Genomic DNA, 23290 nt, shown 5'->3' with positions numbered 1-23290 from the left:
GAGCGAGACACTCACAATGAAACTGACCAACATGATCCCAATGCTGAATATCAGCCAGATCGAAACGAGTCTGGAATTCTATAAAGCCGCGCTTGGCTTCGAGGTGGTCAGCGATCCGACGGCGGTTGACGAGTGGCGTTGGGCGACCATCCGCTCCGGAGAGACTGAACTGATGCTGTCGGAGACCAGCTATCCATTAGGCCTGCAACAGCCTGTCGACCCACAACAAAGTACCTGCTGGCCAACCATCTTCTACTTCTACCCCGACAATGTAGAGTCGTTACACCAACACCTGACAACCCTTGGCTATCACCCTACCGCACTGATCGAAACGATCTATGGGATGAGAGAGTTCAGCCTGCAAGACCCCGACGGCCATATGCTCAGCTTTGGTGAAGCGATGTCGGATTAACCCAATCCTACCCCTTATTACCCCTGCTCTGCCGAGCATCATTGCCGTACGGCACTGGCCAGTCGGCCCAGTTCTGGTAGAATCGCCGCTCTGGTAAGCGCACCTGTTAGCGCACCACACCAGCCCCATCCCACCGACGCGATACAGGACAGCTCAATGAGTCTTGCTGATAAGGTTTTGGCGGTTAATAACGACCTGCCGATTCGCACCGACAAGCCCGTTCACAGTGGCAAAGTACGTTCCGTCTACTGGCTAACCGAAGCCGACAGCGCCCGCCTGATCAAAGAGAAAGGTTACGACGTCACCTCCGATGCGCCGCTGGCGATTATGGTGATTTCCGACCGCATCTCCGCGTTCGACTGCATCTGGCATGGCGAGGGCGGCATGAACGGGGTTCCCGGCAAAGGTGCCGCGCTGAATGCGATCTCCAACCACTGGTTCAAGCTGTTCCGCGAGCAGGGTCTGGCCGACAGCCATATCCTCGATATCCCCCACCCGTTTGTCTGGATCGTGCAGAAAGCCAAACCGGTGATGATCGAGGCGATCTGCCGCCAATACATCACCGGGTCGATGTGGCGTGCCTATGCCAAGGGTGAGCGTGAATTCTGCGGCATCGAAATCGCCGATGGCCTGAACAAAGACCAGAAGCTGCCGGAGCTGCTGATCACGCCGTCCACCAAGGGTATCCTGACCGGTATTCCGGGGGTTCCTGAGCAAGATGACGTCAACATCACCCGCGCCAACATCGCCGATAATTTCGCCGCGTTCAATTTCCGCAGCGCTGACGATATCGACCAGTACGAAAAACTGCTGAAGGAAGGCTTCAACCTGATCAGCAACGAGCTGGCCAAGCTGGATCAGGTGTTCGTCGATACCAAGTTCGAGTTCGGCTACGTCACCGATGCCCAGGGCAACGAGAAGCTGATCTACATGGATGAGGTGGGCACCCCCGACTCCTCCCGGATCTGGGACGGTCCCCAATACCGCAACGGCAACGTGGTGGAAAACTCCAAGGAAGGCTTCCGTCAGCTGCTGCTGAGCCATTTCCCGGATCCAGACATCCTGCTGAACAAAGATCGGATGGAGGAGCGCAGCGCGTTGGCCCGCGACAACGCCCTACCCGAATCGGTGCTGATGGAGGTTTCCAAAACCTACACCGGTATCGCCGAAAAGATCACCGGCGAGAAGATCGAGCTATCGGATAATCCCAAGGCCGAAATCATCGAAATCCTGCGTGACCAGTACGGCTTGATCGACTGATCAGCCTGACTCCGGCCAGGACAAGCCTCCTGGCCGGAACTTCCCTCCTGTGACCTTCAATTCGACTCCCAATAACGCCAGTTCGCTTGGCGATTGCGCTCAAGACGAACCTCTCCATCAGCCCCCAGCTGCAGCGTCACCGCACCATCTTCGGCGGTATTGAATAGCTCCACTCCGGCAGCCGAAAGGCGCTCAATCACCTGTGGATGCGGGTGTCCGAAGCGGTTACGCCAGCCACTGCTGATCCACCCTCGCTGTGGGTTAACCGCTTGGATAAATGCGCTCGACGTAGAGCTGCCGCTACCGTGATGCGCGATCAACAACTCGCTGGAACGCAGACGATCGGCGTAGCGTTCGATCAGCTGCTGTTCGACCTGATGGTCGATATCCCCGGTCAGGAGTATCTGTACCGCCGGTGTCGAGACTCTGAGTACGCAAGAGCGATTGTTCGAGACCTGCTGATCCAGCACCGTCTCGACAAACGGATAGAGCACCTCGAACTCGACCCCGTCCCAATACCAGCTTGAACCGGCGCGGCAGGGGCTCTCTCCAGGATCCCGTGGTTCACCCGACCAGGTTTGACCAATCTGCAGGCGCTGCTTGATCAGCGCCTGCCCCCCGGCATGGTCGCTGTCTTGATGGCTGATGATCAAGCGATCCAACTGGCGGATTCCGCGGCTATACAGATAAGGGATGATCGCCGCTTCGGCGGCGCTGAAGCCGGATCGATAGCGCGGGCCGGTATCGTACAGCAACCGGTGTTGATGGGTTTGCAGCAGCATCGAAAGCCCTTGTCCCACATCGATCATGGTGATCTTCAGAGCGCCAGGCTCAGGCTGATCCGCTGGGGGGAACAGCAGTGGCAGCCAGCAGACCAACCCCAGCCAACGGATCCGATTGAGTGGCTGCAATAGCAGTGCGCTGCCAACCAGCGCCAACGCCACCACCCACACCGAGATCGGCCCGGCCAACGGCCAGGGCGCCAGCCACTGCCGGGCTTCACTCAGCCCATACCAGCCCAGCTCCAGCAACCAGCCACAGAGCTGCAGCAACCCTGGTGCTGTCGGCCAAAGCCACGCCAGCAGCAGCCCGGCCAGCGCCAACGGCAACAACAGCATCACCAACGGAACCGCCACCAGATTGATCAGCGGCGCCTGTAATGCGCCCTGCTGAAAATAGAACAACAGCCAGGGCAACAGACCGATCGACACCGCCCACTGCGCCTGCAGCGCCTGTCGCCACCAGGGCAATGGTCGCAGCCGGCCGTAACCGAGCCAGATCAGCACCGCACAGGCGCCAAAGGAGAGCCAAAAGCTACTCTGGCGCAGGGCCAGCGGTTCCAACAGCTGAACCACCACCGCCGCCAACAGCAATCGGTGCCAAGGTCCAATCTGTCGTAGCCAGATCAAACTCAGCATCCAGGCACAGACCATCACCCAGGCCCGTTGAGTCGGCAGTGTAAACCCAGCCAGCATCGCATAGACGCCGCTGAGTATGATCGCCGTCAGGGCCGCCCAGGTTCGTCGAGATTGATAGGGATAGTGGGGAAACCAGCGCCCAATAAAGGTGATGAATCCGAACCCGACCGCCGCCAGCATCCCGATATGCAGGCCGCTGACTACCACCAGATGGGCGGTGCCGGTCTCACGCAGCAACGCCCAGGCCGGATCATCGAGTCCACGCCGATCACCGAGCAACAGCGCCGACAGCAGTGCCGGTGCCGGTTCAGGCAGGGGTACGGCCAGTATCTGGTCGACCAGCCGCTGGCGCAGCCGATCCACTCGCCCTAGCCAGGCTGCCTGCCCCAAACGGCGGGCGTCGGCATCGCGCACATAACCGGTGGCGTCGATGCCACGGCCAATCAGGTAAAGCGGGTAATCGAACCCGGCCGGATTGCTGTAGCCGTGAAGGCGCTTCAACCGCACCGTCAACGCCCAGCGTTCTCCGGCAGTCGGAGTGGTCGAGCAGTTGTACCAACTGAGCCGCAGCCGACGAGGGGTTATAGCGTGCTGTCGTTGCTCACCCGGATGCTGGATTCGAGCCAGTTGAAAATCGAAGCGGCAACGGCCGCCCTGATGCTGCACCAAACCGATTACGGTCCCCTGAGCCTGGAGGTCGACTCCTTGCCAGTGGGACGGTAGTTGATGCTGTTGCCACCAGGATGCCGCGCCAAGCCCACAGATTAGGCCGCACAGCCCCATACCGTAGGAGAGCTTCGCTCGCGAGGATGGAAGTCCGATTCTGGTCCATGCATACCCGCACAGCAGTCCGGTAAGGCCTATCCCCAGCGGACCCCAGGGCCATAGCATCCAAGCAGGCATTACCGGCCAGAACGCCACCGAGGCCTGGCCCAGAAAGAATGCGATCATCCTTGATCTCCATTAGAAACAAGCCAAAAGGCCTGTTCCCTTAATTCCCTGTCGGGGGCATAATCCCATTCTAGCCGAAGCTCTCAGAGCTCGGTCAATTCCACTCCAACGCCGGTCATACGAATGTCACACTCAGCCTTCAGTCTGAGCGACTTCCAACCGTCCTGCGACCCTAAAAAGAACCGGATCGACCTGCATGCCGCGCCGAATTATCAAGCGATTCATGCCCGATGAGGCAACCATCAAGGATCACCCCCACCTTAGCAAGCTCGGCGGCGCGCTCCACAACCCTAATCTTTGGCACCTGAACCGTAATTCGGTATCGCTGGCCTTTCTGGTCGGCATCTTCTGCGCCTTTCTACCGATTCCGATGCAGATGGTCGTTGCCGCCATATTGGCGATTCTGATCCATTCGAACCTGCCGATCTCGGTGGGGCTGGTCTGGATCACCAACCCGCTGACCATCCCGCCGATTTTCTATTTCGCTTACCTGGTCGGCAGTTGGTTGTTGGGTCACCCGGTGAACGATCAGGAGTTCACGCTGACAATGGAGTGGATCAGCGAGCAGCTGTCCCACATTTGGTGGCCGCTGCTGTTCGGTTCGCTGGTGTGCGGGGTGGTGTTCTCAATCGCCAGCTATTTTATTATTCGCTGGCTCTGGGCCTGGCAGGTCGGCCGCAACTGGCGCCGCCGTAAGCAAGCCCGCGAGCAGTTGCCGCCTAACGACGAGTAACGGCCTGCTCAATCTGATCAGCAGCTGAGGATCTCCGGCTGCTGAGCCAAAAACTCCAGCAGCCTACGACTGTTACTGTGAGGCCCGGCATTGGCGGGCCAGACTGCATGCAGTGCGATCGGCTCAATCCGCCACTGAGGTAAGGGTTCGATCAATTCACCGCTGGCCAATGAGCTCTCAATCAGATGTGTCGATGGGGTCGCCAGCCCCGCCCCCTGCCAGCACAACTCGGCCAACGCCTCCACACTGTCGACCACGATGGAGGCGTCAAACGACAGCTCATGACGACTGCCGTCCGGCCCGATCAGGGTGCGCCGTGGCGGCATCATCGCCAACCGAATCCAGGGCCAGTGGCTTAACAGCTCGGGCTTCTGGACCGCTCCGAATGCCTCAATCAATGCCGGACTGCAAACTAGTTTGCGATCGATCTGGCCGATCCGTTTTGCCTTCAGCGAGCTGTCCGGTAAGGAGCCGGCTCGGATCGCCAGGTCGATGCCGTCGGCCAGCAGGTCCTGACGCTGGTCGGTATAACTCAGGTGCATCTCGATGCCGGGATAACGTCGATGAAACCGTGCTAACCCTGCACTGACAGGCGCCCTCGCCAGCGCTGTCGGCAGGGTAATACGCAGAACACCACCAACCTTGTCACGGTCGGTATCCAACGCCTCCAGGCCCTGCTGCGCGGCCTCTAGCATCGCCAGCGCATGCTGCTGCAGCTGCCGCCCCTCCGCCGTCAGGGAAATTTTTCGAGTCGAGCGGTACAGCAGTGCGGTACCCAGGCGCTTTTCCAGCTGAGACAGATGGTAGCTGACCACCGAGGGCGACAGTCCCAAGCGCTCTGCGGTCGCTCGAAACGACCCCTGCCGCGACAGCTCGGCGAAGATCGCCAACGCACGAAGATCATCGATCATATTGATGCAATTGTTAGAACAGTGAAATCAAATTATGCAGGATTATAAATCAATAAAGCTAAGGCTACAGTGGAGCCACGCTTATCCGTAAACCGCTGGAGTCAAAAGCCATGTCACTCATTATCGCCATGTCTCTGTTTTCACTGTCGATGTCGATCAGTCCCGGCCCGGTCAATCTGATCAGTCTGAACACAGGCGCTAACGCCGGTTTCAAGGGCGCCTTCGGCTTCGTCAGTGGCGCCACCTTCGGTTTTACCCTGTTGCTATTGCTGATTGGATGGCTACTGGGAGCCGGCGTCGAACTGGCAGCGCAGAATACGGCTGCAGCCGGGCTGGTATGGATGGGATATCTGGGAGCGGGTTACCTGGCCTATCTGGGCTGGAAAATCGCCAGCAGCGACGCCAGCCCGAACCGCTCGGAGCAGGTTAGCCCTTCGTTTATTCAGGGTGCAGCGCTGCAATGGCTCAACCCCAAAGCCTGGATCGCCTGTGTCACCGGCGTATCGGCCTTTCGACTGGCAGGAGACACCGCGCTATTGCTGCAGTTTGCCGGTCTCTATTTCGTCATCTGCTATGTTTCAATCGCCAGCTGGGCCTGGACTGGCGCACGACTGGGGCAGCTACTGGGAAGCGCCAGCCGGCTACGCTGGCTCAATCGTTTGATGGGAACAAGCCTGATGCTACTGGCGGCCTACCTGATCCTGTCCATGCTGTTCAACAGGCTTTGAGACAGCACCGACCTGTAACCCTCAGAACGGTCGCAGACAGCCATCTTCAAGCTTCAGCACCCGATCCATCCGCTGGGCCAGCTCCAGATCATGGGTCACCACCACGAAGGCGATCCCCAGATCCCGGTTCAACTCCAGCATCAGCGCCTGAATCTCTTCGGCGGTGTGGCGGTCCAGGTTACCGGTCGGCTCATCCATCAGCACCATTGCCGGTGTCGTCACCAATGCCCGGGCGATCGCCACCCGCTGGCGCTCCCCCCCGCTAAGTTGAGCCGGTTTATGCTCCAGCCGCTGCCCCAGCCCTACCCGCTCTAGTATGGTACGGGCTTTAGCCTCGATCTCTTTCAACGGCTGCTTGGACAACAGCAGCGGCATCGCCACGTTTTCCAGCGCGCTGAATTCGGCTAACAGGTGGTGAAACTGATACACGAAACCCATGCAGCGGTTTCGCAACGCCGCCCGCTTGTTTTCATTCAGACCGGCCAGGGCTTCACCGGTAAGCTCTACCCGACCGTCGGTGGGATCATCGAGGCCGCTGAGGATATTCAGCAACGTGCTCTTACCGGAGCCGGAGCTACCGACGATGGCGATCCGCTCACCGGCACAGACTTCAAAATCCAGTTGATCCAGCACCACCAGTTCGTGGGCCGCTTCGGCGTAGCTCTTGCGGATTGAGCGGGCGCTAAGAACAACCTCGGCACTCGAATTACGCGTAACCGATGCTTGATCACTCATAACGCAACGCCTCCGCCGGATGAGTCTGAGCAGCGCGCCAAGCCGGGTAGACGGTCGCCAGCAGGCTGATCAGCAGCGAACTGCCGCAGATCAACGCCACGTCTTCCCACTTCAGCTGCGACGGGAGATAACTGATGAAATAGACCTCGGCGCTGAGGATCTGGAAGTTGAACAGCTCCTCGACCCAGGCCACCAGATCGCTGACCGTTAACGCCAACACCACCCCCAGCGCGGTACCGACCAGGGTACCGAAGCAGCCGATCACCCCACCCTGGACCATGAAGGTCCGCATGATGGTGCCGGATGACGCCCCCATGGTGCGCAAGATCGCGATATCGGCCCGCTTATCGGTAACCACCATGATCAGGGTTGAGACGATATTGAATGCCGCCACCGCGACGATAATGAACAGCAACAGGCCGATCATCTTCTTTTCCAGCTGGATCGCCTGGAACAGATTCCCATGGGTACGGGTCCAGTCGCTGGTCTGCAATTGAACCGTTTCGGTGCGGGCGATCCGCCGAACTTCGACGGGTGCATCGAACAGGTTATCCAGTTTCAGCCGGACCCCTTCGATCCCGTTGGCTATCCGCTTGATCTTGGCGGCATCGTTGAGATGCACATATGCCATCGAGGCGTCCAGCTCGGCCCCGACCTTAAACACCCCGACCACGGTAAAGCGCTTCAGCCTGGGGAAAACCCCGGCCACCGAGATCGAGGCTTCCGGCAGCACCAGGGTGACCTTGTCCCCGAGTTTTGCCCCCAAGATTCTGGCCAGAATATCGCCCAACACGATTCCGAACTCGCCCGGCTTCAACGCCTCCAGATCACCGTACAGCATATGGTTGCCGATGATCGAAACCCGCTGCTCGTATGCCGGATCAACCCCGAAGACCAGCGCGCCCTGGACTCGACCGCGGTTGGTCAACATCCCCTGGGCTTCGATATAGGGGGCAGCCCCTTCTACCTTGGGTTGCTGCTGAACCCGTTCGATCAGTTCGGGCCAGTCATCGATGGTATCTCGATAACCGGACAGCGTGGCATGGGGTACCATGCCGAGGATTCGTTGGCGCAGCTCACGGTCAAAGCCGTTCATCACCGACAGCACCAGAATCAGCACCGCCACCCCCAGCGTCAGACCCAGGGTCGACACCAGCGAGATAAACGAGATGAAATGATTACGGCGTTTGGCACCGGTATAGCGCCAGCCGATAAATAGGGGAACAGGTCTGAACATGGGCTCGAATTAAACCACAACCTCCGGAACGGGAATACTTGAATCTACAGCTTTTTTTGCTGTCGAAGGAACAGCGAAGTTTTGGCTTTCTGATATATTTTCAATAGCGATCGATGCACCAATGATTCAGAGCCATCGTAACCCATCACCCAGCAACCGCAATGGAATCTGCACCATGCCGCTACCCAACGAGCCCGACCGTCGCCACAGTTTCAGAATAGAAGACCGGGCCCGGGTCGAATTTGTTCCGCTGACCCCTGCTCAGGAGGCCCTGCCGCTGGATCAGATTCTGCAACCGTCGCAAGAATTTGAGCTGCTGGTGGAGCTGCAACAGCTGGACCAGCAGCTGCAACAGCAACTGTTCAAACTCAGCGAAACCAACAGCGTCCTTGCCAGCGCACTGGGATTGATTAACCGCAAGATTGAGCAATTGGCGTTGCACCTGGGGCGCCGCTCCGATACCGGCTCGCAGCCGAGTCCGATCACCCTTAGCGAAGGAGGGCTATCCCTGAGCTACTCCGAAGCACTGCCGCTGGACAGCCGTTGTGCCCTGCGACTGCTGTTGCTACCCGGCGGTTATGTTCTCCAGAGCCTGGCCCGAGTCGTCTATTCACACCCCGATAGCGATCAGAGCTATCGTATCGGGCTGAGTTTTATCGAGCTGCCCGACAGTCAGCGGGATCTGATCGCCCGCCATATTCTCGCTCACCAGGCCCAGTTGCGGCGTCAGTTGCGCCAGCAACTGGAGCTCGATAACCCGCCCAACGCCAACCGACCGGATACCCCATGACTCAAATGAGCCCGGAGCCCAGCTACACCCACGCTGAACTGGTGGAGCAGTTCGAACGGCTTTGCGATGCCCTGAGCCAGTTAGCTCAGCAGCTGCAGGTCTCCGAGCTACCCCTTTGGGTACCCCTGACCGAGGCCGAACGTGAGCTAACGATAGATCCTCGCCGTAAAGCGATCGAGCTCTATTGTGACCTGTGGCATCAGGGAGATGGCGACGGTCGCCGCACCCGCAGCTGCCACGGGCTGGTCGCCGCCGATCCGACGCTGCTGCAGCAGGCCGAAAGCGTCAACCAGCACAAGCAGGCCTTGCAACGCTGTTTACAGGGTTTCAAACAGCAACCCGGCGAGTTGCTGGAGCCGCTCAATCAACGCCCCAACAGTCTGCGCCAGGCGCTGGATCACAAGGGTTTAGCCCGCCTGCACCTGAAACAGTGCTACCGTCTGATCCCTACCTGTACTCGCCAGCCCGACTGGGTCGGATTCAACTGGTACACCAGCGGCCGCAGTATCAAGCGGATCAGCGCCGAGCAGGCCCAGCAAAAACTGGCCCGCATGGGCATCGATAAACCCCATATTCAGCTGCAGCTGGACAAACTGGCGACCCTGGACGCCAACACCCGACTGGCGCAGGTGCAGACCCAGGCACCGTTGATGCGGGCCAACCTGCGCTTTGCCCAGCCACCCATGAGACAGGCCTTGAACCTATCGCTGCCGCTGCTGTTTGCCCACGATGACAGCCTGCCGTTCCCTGAGCACAACGATCCCTCGTTGGTGCCGAAGACCGAACGCAGCCGGCGCCAACGCAGTGACTGCCTGATCGAAACCGAGCCCTTCCTGCCCAGCCTGCGGATTCACCGTTACTGCTGACACCGGTGCCACTACCCGCGTTTAACGGTCACCGGTTCGATCACGCTGCATGTGCATTCGATTGCCGGCACTGCTATGGTGTGCGGCAGTTTTCGATACAAGACGTCCATCCATGAACGACAAAGCCCCCCGTAAAACCGGCTACCATCTGGGTCTGGCCATCGGTGTTGCCGCACTGGTCGGCTGGTTCTACCTGTTACGCCAGCTTGAGCTGATCGAATGGTTTGCCCGCCTGGGCCCCGAAACCCACACCGGCACCTTTAATCTGATCGCCATTATGCTGTGGATGCTGCCGGCCCTACTGATTTGGAAGTACTACCTGCGCTGGCTGCACCAGCGCTTCGATATCCGCGGCATGACCGATCAGGAACGCCATGATGCGATGTACGCCGATGACAAGTCCGACAGCGATGACGAGTCAGACCACTCCGATAGCGAGGGTAAACGATGAGCCTTAGCCCCGATTTCAACCCCACCTTCGCCCGTCGCCTGATCACCGCCGACCTGATCGCCTATGAAGAACGCCCCAGCGTACCGGAGCTGATGCGCTTGACCGGCTGGCCCCGCCGTACTCTGCAAGACATCATCAAAGCCCTACCCGGGTTAGGAGTGGAGGTGGTATTCGTGCAGGACGGCCATCGCAACAACGACGGCTATTACCAACTCAACGATTGGGGCGCACTCGATCAGGATTGGATTGATAGCCACCGTGCCGAACTCCATCGGCTGCTCAATCTGACCCTCTAATCGCCTCAATGGCCGTCCGACAACCCACGACGAAAAGGTCCTCGGGGCGACGCAGCTGTCGCGACTGCCGCTACTACCACCGAACCGATCAGGGCCCGCGCTGCCGCTTTCGTGCGGCGCGCCCCAGTGGTATCTGTTCGGTCTTCAAACGCGTCCAACCTGTCCAATCCCAGTACTGAGCCGCTGAAACAGCCCGGTGATACGGTTATCGCCTAAGCTTTGGGCTATGAACCAGGACTCGCCACATCCAAGCCCGGACGCTAACCACACCGCCACCGACGCGGATTGGCAGGATGCTCCGCTGTATCTGGTGCTGGATCAGGGCGGAGGTTCCAGTCGAGCGCTGCTGTTTGACCATTCCGGCAATGAGCGGGGGCGAGCCCAGCAGCCGGTGCAAACCCAGTATCCGGGGCCGGACCAGGTTGAACAATCACCGCACGAACTGCTCCACAGCCTGCAGCACTGTGTCGATCGCCTGCTGTCATCGCTGACTGAACCACAGCGTCGGCGTGTCCGATCATGGGGGCTGGCCTGCCAGCGTTCCAACCTGCTGGGGTTGGAACGCCACAGCGGCCAACCCCTGACCCCGGTACTCAGCTGGCAGGATCTGCGCGCCAAGCGATCAATTGTCTGGACTCCGTCTTTGACCCGACTGGTCAACCAGCGTACTGGCCTGTTTCCATCCGATCACCACGGCGTCTCTAAAATCCGCTGGTGCCTGCAGCAGCCCGGGCTTCGGGCAGCCGCCGAACGGGCAGAACTGCTGTTCAGTCCGTTATCGGCTTACCTGGCCGCCGGCCTCTGCTCGACTCAGTCCAATCCCTTGGGACCATTGCGGCTCGACCATAGCTGCGCCCAACGAACACTACTCTGGAACCGTCAGACGCTGGACTGGGACCATCAGCTGCTGCAGCAGTTTGGTATCCCCCGGCAGATCCTGCCCAGCCTAGCCCACTGTGAAGACGACTGGGGGCTGCTACGCTGGCGTGAGCTGACCATCCCGGGCCGGTTTGTCGGCGGTGATCAGGGTTGCGCTCTGTTCGGGCAGGGTCGGCCCAAACCACAGCACCTGAACCTCAATCTCGGCACCGGTGCCTTTATCAGCCTGGCTTTGGAAGAGCTGCCACCGCATCAGCATCGCCTGCTGACAAGCCTGGCCAGCAGCAGTCGACAACAGACTCACTGGATGCTGGAAGGCACCGTCAATGGTGCCGCCAGCGCTTTGCAATGGCTGCAACGTGAGCAGCCGAAAATTGATCTGGCGACGCTGCAACAGCGGCCCCTACCGCTAAATCCGGGGCTGTTTCTAAATGCGGTTTGCGGACTTGGATCCCCCTTCTGGGACAGCCGAGTGCTGAGTCGCTTTATCGATTGTGACAACGATGCCGACCGCTACGGCGCCGTAATCGAAAGCATCCTGTTTCTGATCGGGGAGAACCTGCAGGCGATCCCCGCTACGTTAGCCAGGCCGGAGCAGATCAACCTCAGCGGCGGTCTGTCGCAACTACCTGGTCTGGCGCAACGGCTGGCGGATCTGACTCAATTGCCGGTCAACCTGATCGAGCAGCCCGAGGCGACCGCCCGGGGACTGGCATTTATCCTGGCGAGACGGCCCGACAGTTGGAAACCCAGTGCGCAGCAGCGCCTGCAGCCTTGCGCATCAGCGCCGCTGCAACAGCGCTATCAACGCTGGCAACAGCTGGTAAGACAGGCACTGAAGGCTCAGAACGGCAATTAGCCCCCCTGCTGGCTGAGGCCATTGCTCAGGCTGGTTCCAGCATCAATTCGGCCGTATCGGCCAATGGCGGGCGCCTGCCCAGGTGTTCTGGCAAACATTCAACCACCTTCAGGGCTGTGGTCCGATAGGTGGTCAACTTGCCGCCATAGATCGAGATCAGCCCCCGTCCCTCAAACCAGTGTTGCTGGATACGGCTGTCGCGGGCACGGTGAAAGAAACCGCCATCGCCGTTATCCAACACCCGTAACCCGGCGAATTGCTGTTTGATCTGAACCCTGAGCTGGGGGAAATAACGTCTGAGCGTGTCGCGTAGATAGTCCAGTTCCGCGGCCGTCGGCGCGCTCTCAGCCGGATCGCCGCTATAGTGGGTTTCGGTGGTTCCGACCAGAGTATCGCCCTGCCAAGGCATCGCAAACACGCCCCGACCATCGTCGGTTTCCAGGTAGTAAACCGACCCGCCCAGACTTCCCTCGACCAGAATATGCGCCCCCTGAACCAGGCTGATCGGTAGCGGCTCTGGGGCGCCGTGAATCCGTTGCTGTACACGACCGACCCAGGGACCGGTGGCATTGATGATGGTGCTGGCTTCAATCCGATAGCTTCTACCGCCCTCGGCCAGATCGACCCGCCAGCCGTAATCGCTGGGTTGGGCATGGATCAGCTCGCAGTTGCGTTTTAATTGGGCTCCCAGGGTTTGGGCCGAATAGGCCACCGCCCGGGTCAACAGCTGATCATCGGTCTGGGCATCCCAGTAGCGGTAAATTGCCCTCAGCCCCTGCTGCTCCAACCCGTCATGCAGCACCTGTTCAAACTCGGGTTGGTCCGGCTCAAAGCGATCAAAATCGTTGTGGTCCAATCCACGACCGAACCAGCGATACAGGTGCAAGCCGGAATACAACGCCATATCCGAGCGTTTGCTATGTTGGTACAACGGAATCAGAAACGGCACCGGACGCACCAGCTTCGGTGCGATCTTCAGCAGCAGCTGACGCTCGCGCAGGGCACGCCGAACCAGCGAAAACTGCCCCGACTCCAGATAACGCAGCCCACCATGTATCAGCTTGCTGGAACGACTCGATGTACCGCTACCCCAGTCCCGCTGCTCGATCAACAAAGTGCTGTAGCCCGCAGCCGCAGCCGCCTGGGCGATACCGCAGCCTTGGATGCCGCCACCAACGACCAACAGGTCGACCCCTTGGTTCTGATCCAGATTACTGCGTCGGTCCAAGATACCGCTCATAGCATCCCCCGCTGTGCCTCCAGCATCTCTCCGATGCTGTCGGTTTCAAGCCAGCGAAAACCACGGCCAGCCAACTGCCTAGCCTGCTCGATATCCGAGCTTTCATAGAGCACGATCGGTACCGCCTGGTTCGGATCCGGGCCGAGCCCCAGCGGTACCCGCAGCCGATTCAAAAACAACCACTCCGGCTCCAGTGCCATCACTTCGCGGTGCCGTAACTGGTACCAGCGGGTCAGCACCGGCGCGACCCTTTCCCACCCCTGCCGCCGCGCCTGCTGCAACAGTTTGATCGAGAAGCTGATCAGCACCACCTGTGGCCGTATATCCTCAAGCAACGGCAGTATCCTCGCTACCGCCCTCGAGGGTGACAACACCTGGGTCAGAGTCCGCTTGAGCTCCAGAAAAAGGCAGATCTGGGGATGACGACGTACCAGCTCAACCAGCGATTCCAAGCTCATTAGCTCGATCTGACTGTAGCGCTCACCAAAGCGTTCCGGGTGTGAGGGGTGGCACTGGCTGAGCTGCGAATCACTGAGCCGATGGATCTGCCCCGCTCGACCGCAGAGCCGGTCAAGTTGACGGTCATGGAACAGGTAGGGGGTTGCCTGGGCACTGAACTGCAGGTCCGCTTCAAGGTAGCGAGCCCCGACAGCAATTGAACGCTCAAACCCCGGTAGCGTGTTTTCCGGGTAACGGCTCGGGTAACCGCGATGGGCGATCAGTTCGATCTCTACCATAACGACCTCGGTCAGAATTTCTCTGAGTATGGCCGAAGATCAGCGGCTGGACCGAAATTCAGTCCTCGCCGTCGGTTATAGCCAATGAACGACTTCCGTTCCAAAGCGGCAGCAGCTGCGGTTTGAGCCGCTGTTGCAGCTGCCGCTCACCGCTCAAACCGTATTCACTCAACAGTCGCTCCAGTGGCCACTGCTGTAACAGATAGCGGACCAACAGCGCCCTTAGCTCTAGATCCAGGTCCGGGTTCAGGACCGGTGACGATTGATCGGCCGGTCCAGGCCTGGTCGGCAGCAGCTGCCACATCCAGCGTTGCAGTGCGGCCTCCACCAGCTGCAGCCCACGATTCCCTAACAGAAAGCTTTCAATATCCTGTCTGTCCTGGGGTTCGAGGGGGTAGTGCGCGGCCGTCAGACTGTCGGCCAGCAGCGCGCACACCAGCTCCGGCTCCAGCATCGCTGCATCACGTTGCAACCGTAACGGCAGATCGCGACTGAACTGACGCTGGATCTGTCGTAACAGGCTCTCGGCACGGTCGGAACAGCCCCTGGCGTAAAGCAGCGACACGGAACCGCTACGGCCATCGGGTTTGAGCCCCAACCTCAACGGTTGCAATCCCTGCGAGGACCAGAACGGTAGCAACTCGACACTGGCACCGAAACTGGTACCCAGCACATCGATAGACGGCTGCTGCCGCGCCTCGACCAACAGCCGCTGCAACATCACTCGGCCGAAACCGCAGCGACGCAGCGGTTCGCTCACCGCGATCCTGACGACCCGCCAATAGCTCAACTCAGCGGCCTGGGACCAGCCAGCCTGGGCGCAGAGAACCTGCGGCAGCAGATGGCCGTGGAGGCGGCGCTTGCCGAGCCAGATCTGCCGGCTTAACGATGCATCGAAACCACCCTCAGTGGCCACCAGCACCACCCCCAGCACCCGTACTGATACTCCAGATCGATCACTCTCGCTGAGCAGCCAGACCTGGCGTGCCGGATCATCGAGTAGATCGCGCAGGTCCGACGGCGAGGTGCGGTAATGGGCCAGCACCAGTAGACCGAACAATTGCTTGAGTACCGAGGGGTTGGCCAGCAGCTGTGCTGACTCCCAGCAGCGAAAACTTAGCGCTCCGCCATCTAGATCCGACGGTTTGAACTCCGACTCTTGAAACTGAGCCGGTTCCGCATCGAGCATCAGCGCCGAAAACACCCAGTTCTCCAACGGATCAGCGCAATTCCAACGGATCGGTTGCTGCAGTTCGAAACGACGCCATTGCGGGGTCAACTGCTGTAGTGCGGCGCTAAAGCGGATCAGAAAGCCACGGCCCGTACCCTCGTAACCGTGGGTCGTGGTCGCGAAGACAACCCGGGCATGGCGCCGCAGCAACTGTTCCAGCATCGGTGCGGGAATCGCCGCGGCTTCATCGACCAGCAGCAGTTCGGCAACGCCTGCCTGGGCTTCAAGCTGCGGATCGAATGCCGGACTCAGCAATCGGTCCAGGGCGACAAATTCAAGCTCTGATGCGCCACAGACCACCCGGTTTCCCTGCCGTTGAATCTCGGCGTCGGGTAACAGGGCATACAAACGCTCCAACAGAGACGCAACGGCCGCTTTTGATGGCGCCGTCAATCGGATTCGGCAGGGTTGCTGCTGCATCAGGCGGGCGGCAGCAATGCCCAGCGCAGCACTCTTGCCACGCCCGCGGTCGGCGCTGATCACCAGCGGGCGCCGCCGATGCCCCTGCAGCACCCGACAGATCTTTGCCACGGCCAGGGCCTGATCATCGCTCAGGCAGTCAGGATCTTCAGGTTTAGGAACCGCTGCGGACTCATTCAGCGGCAACTGTTTGAGCAGTTGCCGCAGTTGGGTCGGATCCGTCTCCGGGGTCAGCAACCAGGCCGCCCGGTCGGTACCGGATGGTTGCTCGAGGCAGTGCTGCAACCAGCGCTGAAAAGGGGTGGCGGCCGCGGCTTCATATGGGGGTAACAGCAACAGCAGACAACCGCCCGCACGTACCGTACCGCTCAATGCGCCCAGTGCATCCGGCTCCAATCCGGATCGAGCATCGATCAAGACCCGATCGAACTCCTGCCCCAGCACCTGCCGGCTTCGATCGGTCCGTAGCCAATCAGATGCGTAGGCCGTCTCCGACGGAGGAGTCTGTGAGATCCAACAACCTTGCAGATTACCCTGCGGAGACCATAGCGCCGCCAACCGGCTAGCTATCCAGCCATCGGGCCCCTGAACAGCCACCAGATAACGATGACGCACACTAAAGGCTCGGGCGCACAACGTCTCGATAAACGACGCTAAGGGGTCAAGACTCACCGCAAACTCCAACGCAACTAAGGACGCCTATTCTAGCTTGAACTCCCCTTAAGGGAACCGGCGTCCTGCGCCATACAACCCTAAGGGTTGATCTTGAACTGAAGCTGCACTCCGGCCCGGACGTCAATTTTTCCAGGAGCCACTACCGGCATCGACGCATCCGACGACATCCGCGCCATCGGTTTGGCCGCTAGAGCCATCTCGAAGCGCCCCGGATTTCCCGGCTCGACCTCAATGTGTTGTATCGCGCCCAAGTTGACACCGGCAGCCTGGGCCGCAACCAGAGCATGCTGACGCGCACGCTCGGTAGCCTGCTGCAACGCCTGCTGGTAAACCGCTTCGTTATCCTCCAGACCAAAGCTCAGCTGACCGACCAGGTTAGCCCCGGCTTCGATGGCGGCCTGGATAAAGCTGGCCACCTTAGTCAGCTGTGTGGTTTTTAGCTGCAGTTGTGCCCGTGCCTGGTAACCGACAATTTGCGGCTTCCAGTCCTGCCCGGCATTACGCGGTCGCGGCTGCCACTGGGGTTGAACGCTGAAGTTGGCGGTGCTCAGCTCCTTCTCAGCCACGCCTGCCTTCAGTAGAGCCTTATTTAACTGCTGCATCAGGCGGTTGTTCTCCTTCACCGCGCTGTCGGCATCCTCAGCGCTGTTCTGCACCCCCAGCATCAGGCTGGCTCTATCAGCCGGGGCCGATACCACGGCCTCACCACGCACCGACAGTCCCGTATTGGGCGGTGTTTGGGCCAAGCTTGGGGTGGACACTAACGCAGTGCACAAAATCATGACTAACCAGCTCTTCGACATCACTCTCTCCCTAAGGGTTATCTGACTCGTTACTCTATTGAATCGGTTGGTTCCTTGCTCGTCGCTGAACCAGCGGCCATAGCCTGGGCCTTGTTGCGCGATCACCCATACCTAGCGGTTCGGCGAACAATAAACCATTCTGAGGCATCCATGATGGACCAAATTTAGGCCATCAATCCAGTTGAGCGGCCCAAATATCAGACAACCTCAAAAAGCTGATTTATTGCTTGACAAAATGCGGGCATGCCAGACCCGATCTGGCTCATCGGAAAAGGTTATTAACATCGACAGAGAAGACTCTGCTACAGATCGAGGTTCGATCCAAACAACGGATGACAATTATCAAAAAACCACCTAACCAATTGATTCTATTAAACACAAGACGGACTGGTTATTTTTTGATCAATTCGTCTCTAGACGGCATCCTTTGTGGCACTTATGGTTTTTTATTCTTACTGTCCACCGAATTATCCACAGCTTCTGTGGACAGGGTGCCACAGCCCCGATCAGAGCTGGGGTGGCAGTGATATGACACTTTTATGATGGGCTCAGAACCGACTCCCTGCCGCCTCGGCAACGGGTTTCAGGCTCGGTCCATGGGGGCTAAATATGAAAAAAGCCGTTGGTAATCATTACCAACGGCTTTTGGAAATCCTTGCGGCAACTCGCCACGGCATCCTTTTATGTGGCCAGATCCTTCTGTTTCCTTGTTGCACTGCACAGAGTATCGCCAATCCGGTGGATTCTGGCTCTAGGAAAAAGTCTTATTTTTTTGCGCTTTCGACTAACGTATTAGTTACTGCCAGGATCGCTTGTCTGCGTGCAGGCTTGCGACGCCTTCAGAGCTGTTTTTGCGCAAAACCGCGATCCTCGGTATTCTCCGCCCCCAGACACTGGGAGCCTATATTGACTCGGCCTTTGAGGAGTCGCGTTCCAAGCGAGCTCGACAATTGATTCTGATCACAGCGTTACCGGCTCTGCGGATCATGAGCGTGGCATGACGGTTACGACTACGATTGAATCTATCTGATGGACCAACCGCCCTCACCCCAATGAATCCAACCCGTTAACTGACCTGTTTTCCATGAGTGCTGACCAGCTATTCAAACGCCCAGAGGGTACCTATCGCCTGCATCGTTACCCCCATCAGCCCAGGCTGCCCTTAAGGGCTTGGGACGCCGCCGATGAGTTGCTGCTGCAACACCTTGACGAACTTCGCCAGCAGGGCCTAGCGCTGCCCTCCCCGCTGATTCTCAATGACGCTTTCGGTGCCCTTGCGCTGGGCTTGCACCAGCTGGGGCCCTACAGCTGCGGGGATTCCTTTCTAGCCCAAGAGGCCGTTGGACTGAACCTAAAGGGTAACGGCATCGATCCGGACCAGGTTCACTTGCTGGCCCCCTTCGACCCACCGCCCACAACGGTGAAGTTGTTGCTGATCAAACTGCCCAAGACCCTGAGCCTGCTGGAGGATCAACTCTGCCGGATACGCCCCTACCTGGCCCCGGACTGCCGCATCATCGGAGCCGCGATGGCGAAGCATATTCAACGCTCCACAGTACAGCTGTTCGAGCGCCTGATCGGCCCCAGCCGCTGCTCATTGGCAAAGAAAAAGGCCCGACTGCTGTTCGCCGAGCTGGATCCGACCAAACCGATCATCGACTCGCCCTACCCCAGCAGCTATCGGCTCGAAGGTAGTGGCCACCAGGTCTACAACCAGGCCGGGGTATTCTCCCGTGAAAAATTGGATATCGGGACACGGCTGTTTCTTCAGCATATCCCTTCAGGGGTCGAAACCGGTAGGATCATTGATCTGGGTTGCGGCAACGGCCTGGTTGGTTTGATCGCCGCCGAACGGAACCCGGACGCACAACTGCTGTTTACCGATGAATCCTTCCGCGCTCTGGCGAGCGCCAAACAGACTTTCGAAGCGACATTTGGCGATCAGCGCCCAGCCGAATTTATCGCCGATAACTGCCTGGAGCAGCAACCGGACAACAGTGCCGCCCTGGTGCTCAACAACCCGCCGTTTCACCAACAGCAAAGTGTCGGCGATCATATCGCCCGGCAGATGTTTCGGGATGCACGTCGGGTGCTAAAGCAGGGAGGTGAACTGCGCGTCATCGGCAATCGCCATCTGGGTTACCACCAACAGCTGAGGCGACTGTTTGGAAATTGCGAGCTGGTCGCCAGCAACCCCAAGTTTGTGGTCCTGAGCGCGATCAAACGCTGACCTTCAACCTCGGTGGACCGGGCTAGGCCTCAAGCAGCTTGGCCGCTGTCGTCGATCCACTGTTGAGACTGGGCCAAGCCCTGACGCATGGCTTGCTCGCCGCTATCACGCCTTAACTGCTGCAATAGCTTCCCTGCCTGAGCATAGTTACGTCGCAGCAGCCCCAACCACTGTTTCAGCCGTCCATCGGCATAGCGGGGGGCGATCAAGTGCAGTTGCTGATAATAGTCCTCGACCCAGGGAACCAGCGCTGCCCAATCCAGCGCCTGTACCGGTCGCCCCTCAAGCTGCTGCCGGATCTGCAGCGCCAAATCCGGCCGGGACACCAGGCCACGACCCAACATCAGTCGTTGACAACCGCTGACCTCGATACAACGCCCAAAGTCTTCCAGCGACCAAACCTCGCCATTTGCCACCACCGGGATAGCCACCGCCTCGCGTATCCGCGCCAGCCAGTGCCAGTGCGCCGGCGGTCGATAGCCCTCAACTTTGGTTCGGGCATGGACACAGAGCTCATCGGCGCCCGCCTCTGCAATGGCCACCGCATTGCGCAACGCCACAGAGGTATCCTCATAACCCAGTCGCATCTTGGCCGTCAGCGGAACCTCTGACGGCAGCTGAGAACGGACCCGCTCGACGATACAACCGACCAACTCCGGCTCTTTAAGCAGGATAGCCCCGCCACGGTTTCGATTGACCGTTTTAGCCGGGCAGCCGAAGTTCAGGTCAATCCCCGGCGCCCCAAGCTCGGCCAGCTTAGCTGCAGTGCCCGCCAATAGCTGGGGATCGGACCCCAGAAGTTGTACATAAACCGGCGTGCCGGAACGGGTCACGCCCTGATGTAGCAGTTCCGGACAGAGGCGCAAATAAACCCGGCGCGGCAGCACCTGCTCCGAGATGCGGACGAACTCGGTCACGCAGCGATCGATTCCACCGATTCGGCTGATAATATCCCGCATCACCGGGTCCACCAGCCCTTCCATCGGCGCCAAATAGATATGCATACTTCAGGAGGTCTAACACAAAAGGCCGGGCAGCTTACCATGACGACCCGAGTAGAAGAATAGAACCCGGTACATAGCCGGGTCAGATAACGTTCGAAAAGGCACCGAAGGATCAAGAAACGCTTGTATTATTCACAAATCCAAAACAGCGCTGAACAGCGAAATAAAAAAGTCATAAACACAGTTGTTTTTTTATCAGCAGACTATTGACTTTGCTAACCATCTGTTTTGATTGGTCTTTTTTGGGCTGTGCAAATTTTAACCAATTTTAAACAACTAGCCGAGTATAGCGGCCTGGCCCGCTCTACTCCTCTTTATTCCACAGAGTTATGCACAGAAACTGTGAGCAAATCGCTACAGCCCCGATAACATGCAGGCCTCGAGCAAACGGCTGCAAAACCGGCTCCAGTCGGCCACCGAAAAAGCCGGGCCAGGCATCACCAAAACGGGCCGATGGCATCCATCATTGAGGTATAAGACAAGCAACGATTTAGCCACCTTTATGCTAGCCATAAACGTTTGTCGCACTGCGATGATTTAGGCCCCTACATTCTGCTAACAAATGCCCGTAATTCGTCTATTTCGATTGATTGATTCTCAATAGACCCTATAATGCACAGCTTGCGTTGCGGGTGGTTGATAATGACAAGTTGAGCCTGTCTCAAACAAGAATCCACCTGACGTTATAAACTGCTCATTGCCGTGCCCTGCGGCTTGTGCGTACTGCTTAGACCTGATGATGAACACCTGGGAGAAACTGATGTCAGAGGCCCGTCCTACGATTGATCTTGCCAAATACGGTATCGAAGACGCACAAGAGATTGTTTACAACCCCTCCTACGAACTGCTGTTTGAAGAAGAGACCAAAGCCTCCTTGTCAGGTTTTGAAAAGGGCGTTGTGACCGAGTCTGGCGCCGTTGCGGTAGACACCGGCATCTTTACCGGCCGCTCTCCCAAGGACAAGTTCATCGTTAAAGACGATACCACCCGTGACACCGTCTGGTGGTCCGATCAAGGCAAGAACGACAACAAGCCGATCACAACCGAAGTTTGGGGCGAACTGAAGCAACTGGTTACCAAGCAACTATCTGGCAAGCGTCTTTTTGTTGTTGATACCTACTGTGGCGCCAACGAAGACACTCGACTGAACGTACGTTTCATCACCGAAGTAGCCTGGCAGGCCCACTTCGTTACCAACATGTTTATCCGTCCGAGTGAAGCCGAACTGGCCGACTACGAGCCGGACTTCGTGGTCATGAACGGCGCTAAGACCACCAACCCGAACTGGCAGGAGCAGGGTCTGAACTCTGAAAACTTCGTCGCCTTCAACCTGACCGAAAAGATGCAGCTGATCGGCGGCACCTGGTACGGTGGCGAAATGAAGAAAGGTATGTTCTCGATGATGAACTACCTGCTGCCTCTGAAGGGCATCGCGTCCATGCACTGCTCTGCCAACGTCGGCAAAGAAGGCGATGTAGCTGTATTCTTCGGCCTGTCTGGCACCGGCAAGACCACCCTGTCTACCGATCCAAAGCGCGAACTGATCGGCGACGATGAGCACGGCTGGGACGACAACGGCGTGTTCAACTTTGAAGGTGGCTGCTACGCCAAGACCATCAACCTGAGCAAAGAAAACGAGCCGGATATCTACAACGCTATCCGTCGCGACGCCCTACTGGAAAACGTTACCGTCGATGCTGACGGCAAGATCGACTACGATGACGGCTCCAAGACCGAGAACACCCGGGTTTCCTACCCGATCTACCATATCGACAACATCGTCAAGCCGGTCTCCAAGGCGGGTCACGCCACCAAGGTGATCTTCCTGACTGCCGACGCCTTCGGTGTGCTGCCGCCGGTATCCAAGCTGACCCCGGAACAGACCCGCTACTACTTCCTGTCCGGCTTCACCTCAAAGCTGGCTGGTACCGAACGCGGCATCACCGAACCGACGCCGACCTTCAGCTCCTGTTTTGGCGCCGCCTTCCTAAGCCTGCACCCGACCACTTATGCCAAGGTACTGACCGAGCGCATGAACGCCTCCGGCGCCCAGGCCTACCTGGTCAACACCGGCTGGAACGGTACCGGCAAACGGATCTCGATCAAGGACACCCGCGCCATCATCGACGCGATTCTGGACGGTTCCATCGAAGATCAGGAGTTTGTTAGCCTGCCCTACTTCAACCTTGCCGTTCCCCAGGCCCTGCCGGGTGCCGACAGCGGTATCCTGAATCCGCAGGACACCTACAGCGATGCCTCCATCTGGGATGACAAGGCCAAGAACCTGGCTGCTATGTTCGTTGATAACTTCGAACGCTTCACCGACAACGACGAGGGTAAAGCCCTGGTTGAAGCAGGCCCAAAGCTCTGATCGATCAGGATCAATAATAAAAAAGCCCGGTACTTACCGGGCTTTTTTTCGCC

20 protein-coding genes are annotated in these 23290 nt (G+C 58.6%); 11 read left to right on the top strand and 9 right to left on the bottom strand.

What is annotated here, in order from left to right:
* Positions 1–16: 16 nt before the first annotated feature.
* Positions 17–412, top strand: a complete 396-nt coding sequence (locus tag DV711_RS01455) for a VOC family protein (RefSeq protein ID WP_114693868.1) — start codon at positions 17–19, stop codon at positions 410–412.
* 156 nt (positions 413–568) lie between these two features.
* On the top strand, positions 569–1672 hold the full coding sequence (locus DV711_RS01450; RefSeq protein ID WP_114693867.1) for a phosphoribosylaminoimidazolesuccinocarboxamide synthase: 1104 nt from the start codon (positions 569–571) through the stop codon (positions 1670–1672).
* A gap of 56 nt (positions 1673–1728) precedes the next feature.
* On the opposite strand, the gene DV711_RS01445 is transcribed toward DV711_RS01450, so the two are convergent.
* The gene (locus tag DV711_RS01445; RefSeq protein WP_114693866.1) at positions 1729–4041 is read right to left on the bottom strand and encodes a DNA internalization-related competence protein ComEC/Rec2; all 2313 of its coding nucleotides are present in this window, start codon (positions 4039–4041) and stop codon (positions 1729–1731) included.
* 196 nt (positions 4042–4237) lie between these two features.
* Here DV711_RS01445 and DV711_RS01440 point away from each other — a divergent pair, with 196 nt between their 5' ends.
* Positions 4238–4774, top strand: coding sequence for a DUF2062 domain-containing protein (locus DV711_RS01440; protein ID WP_114693865.1), 537 nt, complete (start codon positions 4238–4240; stop codon positions 4772–4774).
* Positions 4775–4791: 17 nt separating this feature from the next.
* On the opposite strand, the gene DV711_RS01435 is transcribed toward DV711_RS01440, so the two are convergent.
* Positions 4792–5685 (bottom strand): LysR family transcriptional regulator, encoded by an 894-nt coding sequence (locus tag DV711_RS01435; RefSeq protein WP_114693864.1) that lies wholly within the window; start codon positions 5683–5685, stop codon positions 4792–4794.
* A gap of 110 nt (positions 5686–5795) precedes the next feature.
* On the opposite strand from DV711_RS01435, the gene DV711_RS01430 reads away from it, so the two are divergent.
* Entirely contained in the window at positions 5796–6413 is a 618-nt protein-coding gene (locus tag DV711_RS01430; protein WP_114693863.1) for a LysE family translocator, read from the top strand.
* 21 nt (positions 6414–6434) lie between these two features.
* Here the strand turns inward: DV711_RS01430 and lolD are convergent, their stop codons facing one another.
* Positions 6435–7148: a lipoprotein-releasing ABC transporter ATP-binding protein LolD gene (gene lolD / locus DV711_RS01425; RefSeq protein ID WP_114693862.1), complete on the bottom strand. Its 714-nt coding sequence runs from the start codon at positions 7146–7148 to the stop codon at positions 6435–6437.
* Complete coding sequence (locus DV711_RS01420) at positions 7141–8385, bottom strand: lipoprotein-releasing ABC transporter permease subunit (RefSeq protein ID WP_114693861.1); 1245 nt, start codon at positions 8383–8385, stop codon at positions 7141–7143. The genes lolD and DV711_RS01420 overlap by 8 nt, the downstream gene beginning before the upstream one ends.
* A gap of 121 nt (positions 8386–8506) precedes the next feature.
* On the opposite strand from DV711_RS01420, the gene DV711_RS01415 reads away from it, so the two are divergent.
* From DV711_RS01415 to DV711_RS01395, 5 genes are all read left to right on the top strand, one after another.
* Positions 8507–9175: a PilZ domain-containing protein gene (locus DV711_RS01415; RefSeq protein ID WP_114693860.1), complete on the top strand. Its 669-nt coding sequence runs from the start codon at positions 8507–8509 to the stop codon at positions 9173–9175.
* Positions 9172–10041, top strand: a complete 870-nt coding sequence (locus tag DV711_RS01410; RefSeq protein ID WP_114693859.1) for a DNA replication terminus site-binding protein — start codon at positions 9172–9174, stop codon at positions 10039–10041. The genes DV711_RS01415 and DV711_RS01410 overlap by 4 nt, the downstream gene beginning before the upstream one ends.
* A gap of 112 nt (positions 10042–10153) precedes the next feature.
* The gene (locus DV711_RS01405; protein WP_114693858.1) at positions 10154–10492 is read left to right on the top strand and encodes a hypothetical protein; all 339 of its coding nucleotides are present in this window, start codon (positions 10154–10156) and stop codon (positions 10490–10492) included.
* Positions 10489–10788 (top strand): helix-turn-helix domain-containing protein, encoded by a 300-nt coding sequence (locus DV711_RS01400; protein ID WP_114693857.1) that lies wholly within the window; start codon positions 10489–10491, stop codon positions 10786–10788. The genes DV711_RS01405 and DV711_RS01400 overlap by 4 nt, the downstream gene beginning before the upstream one ends.
* A 226-nt stretch (positions 10789–11014) precedes the next feature.
* Entirely contained in the window at positions 11015–12526 is a 1512-nt protein-coding gene (locus DV711_RS01395) for an FGGY family carbohydrate kinase (RefSeq protein ID WP_114693856.1), read from the top strand.
* A 25-nt stretch (positions 12527–12551) separates the two neighbouring features.
* Here the strand turns inward: DV711_RS01395 and DV711_RS01390 are convergent, their stop codons facing one another.
* The 4 genes from DV711_RS01390 to DV711_RS01375 all read right to left on the bottom strand — a co-directional run bounded on the left by DV711_RS01390 (position 12552) and on the right by DV711_RS01375 (position 17611).
* Complete coding sequence (locus DV711_RS01390; RefSeq protein ID WP_114693855.1) at positions 12552–13766, bottom strand: glycerol-3-phosphate dehydrogenase/oxidase; 1215 nt, start codon at positions 13764–13766, stop codon at positions 12552–12554.
* On the bottom strand, positions 13763–14503 hold the full coding sequence (locus DV711_RS01385) for a glycerophosphodiester phosphodiesterase family protein (RefSeq protein WP_114693854.1): 741 nt from the start codon (positions 14501–14503) through the stop codon (positions 13763–13765). The genes DV711_RS01390 and DV711_RS01385 overlap by 4 nt, the downstream gene beginning before the upstream one ends.
* A 58-nt stretch (positions 14504–14561) precedes the next feature.
* A complete protein-coding gene (locus tag DV711_RS01380; RefSeq protein ID WP_165839962.1) occupies positions 14562–16826 on the bottom strand; it encodes a tRNA(Met) cytidine acetyltransferase TmcA in 2265 nt (754 codons plus the stop codon).
* 80 nt (positions 16827–16906) lie between these two features.
* Entirely contained in the window at positions 16907–17611 is a 705-nt protein-coding gene (locus tag DV711_RS01375) for an SIMPL domain-containing protein (RefSeq protein ID WP_165839961.1), read from the bottom strand.
* Positions 17612–18716: 1105 nt separating this feature from the next.
* Between DV711_RS01375 and DV711_RS01370 the strand changes: the two genes are divergently transcribed.
* Positions 18717–19862: a methyltransferase gene (locus DV711_RS01370; RefSeq protein ID WP_114693851.1), complete on the top strand. Its 1146-nt coding sequence runs from the start codon at positions 18717–18719 to the stop codon at positions 19860–19862.
* A 29-nt stretch (positions 19863–19891) separates the two neighbouring features.
* On the opposite strand, the gene DV711_RS01365 is transcribed toward DV711_RS01370, so the two are convergent.
* Positions 19892–20866, bottom strand: a complete 975-nt coding sequence (locus DV711_RS01365) for a tRNA dihydrouridine synthase (RefSeq protein WP_114693850.1) — start codon at positions 20864–20866, stop codon at positions 19892–19894.
* A 760-nt stretch (positions 20867–21626) separates the two neighbouring features.
* On the opposite strand from DV711_RS01365, the gene pckA reads away from it, so the two are divergent.
* Positions 21627–23237: a phosphoenolpyruvate carboxykinase (ATP) gene (pckA, locus tag DV711_RS01360; protein ID WP_114694882.1), complete on the top strand. Its 1611-nt coding sequence runs from the start codon at positions 21627–21629 to the stop codon at positions 23235–23237.
* Positions 23238–23290: the final 53 nt, after the last annotated feature.

The organism is Motiliproteus coralliicola, assembly GCF_003345655.1.
GTDB lineage: Bacteria > Pseudomonadota > Gammaproteobacteria > Pseudomonadales > Balneatricaceae > Motiliproteus > Motiliproteus coralliicola.
The sequence above is the reverse complement of the archived record's forward strand: the minus strand, read 5'-3'. Positions and strand labels throughout refer to the sequence as shown.

What these genes read in the sequence shown, in the direction of transcription:
- DV711_RS01455 (WP_114693868.1), top strand. Translation starts at nt 17, where the DNA reads ATGAAACTGACCAACATGATCCCAATGCTGAATATCAGCCAGATCGAA.
- DV711_RS01450 (WP_114693867.1), top strand. Translation starts at nt 569, where the DNA reads ATGAGTCTTGCTGATAAGGTTTTGGCGGTTAATAACGACCTGCCGATT.
- DV711_RS01445 (WP_114693866.1), bottom strand. Translation starts at nt 4,041, where the DNA reads ATGATCGCATTCTTTCTGGGCCAGGCCTCGGTGGCGTTCTGGCCGGTA.
- DV711_RS01440 (WP_114693865.1), top strand. Translation starts at nt 4,238, where the DNA reads ATGCCGCGCCGAATTATCAAGCGATTCATGCCCGATGAGGCAACCATC.
- DV711_RS01435 (WP_114693864.1), bottom strand. Translation starts at nt 5,685, where the DNA reads ATGATCGATGATCTTCGTGCGTTGGCGATCTTCGCCGAGCTGTCGCGG.
- DV711_RS01430 (WP_114693863.1), top strand. Translation starts at nt 5,796, where the DNA reads ATGTCACTCATTATCGCCATGTCTCTGTTTTCACTGTCGATGTCGATC.
- lolD (WP_114693862.1), bottom strand. Translation starts at nt 7,148, where the DNA reads ATGAGTGATCAAGCATCGGTTACGCGTAATTCGAGTGCCGAGGTTGTT.
- DV711_RS01420 (WP_114693861.1), bottom strand. Translation starts at nt 8,385, where the DNA reads ATGTTCAGACCTGTTCCCCTATTTATCGGCTGGCGCTATACCGGTGCC.
- DV711_RS01415 (WP_114693860.1), top strand. Translation starts at nt 8,507, where the DNA reads ATGATTCAGAGCCATCGTAACCCATCACCCAGCAACCGCAATGGAATC.
- DV711_RS01410 (WP_114693859.1), top strand. Translation starts at nt 9,172, where the DNA reads ATGACTCAAATGAGCCCGGAGCCCAGCTACACCCACGCTGAACTGGTG.
- DV711_RS01405 (WP_114693858.1), top strand. Translation starts at nt 10,154, where the DNA reads ATGAACGACAAAGCCCCCCGTAAAACCGGCTACCATCTGGGTCTGGCC.
- DV711_RS01400 (WP_114693857.1), top strand. Translation starts at nt 10,489, where the DNA reads ATGAGCCTTAGCCCCGATTTCAACCCCACCTTCGCCCGTCGCCTGATC.
- DV711_RS01395 (WP_114693856.1), top strand. Translation starts at nt 11,015, where the DNA reads ATGAACCAGGACTCGCCACATCCAAGCCCGGACGCTAACCACACCGCC.
- DV711_RS01390 (WP_114693855.1), bottom strand. Translation starts at nt 13,766, where the DNA reads ATGAGCGGTATCTTGGACCGACGCAGTAATCTGGATCAGAACCAAGGG.
- DV711_RS01385 (WP_114693854.1), bottom strand. Translation starts at nt 14,503, where the DNA reads ATGGTAGAGATCGAACTGATCGCCCATCGCGGTTACCCGAGCCGTTAC.
- DV711_RS01375 (WP_165839961.1), bottom strand. Translation starts at nt 17,611, where the DNA reads ATGATTTTGTGCACTGCGTTAGTGTCCACCCCAAGCTTGGCCCAAACA.
- DV711_RS01370 (WP_114693851.1), top strand. Translation starts at nt 18,717, where the DNA reads ATGAGTGCTGACCAGCTATTCAAACGCCCAGAGGGTACCTATCGCCTG.
- DV711_RS01365 (WP_114693850.1), bottom strand. Translation starts at nt 20,866, where the DNA reads ATGCATATCTATTTGGCGCCGATGGAAGGGCTGGTGGACCCGGTGATG.
- pckA (WP_114694882.1), top strand. Translation starts at nt 21,627, where the DNA reads ATGTCAGAGGCCCGTCCTACGATTGATCTTGCCAAATACGGTATCGAA.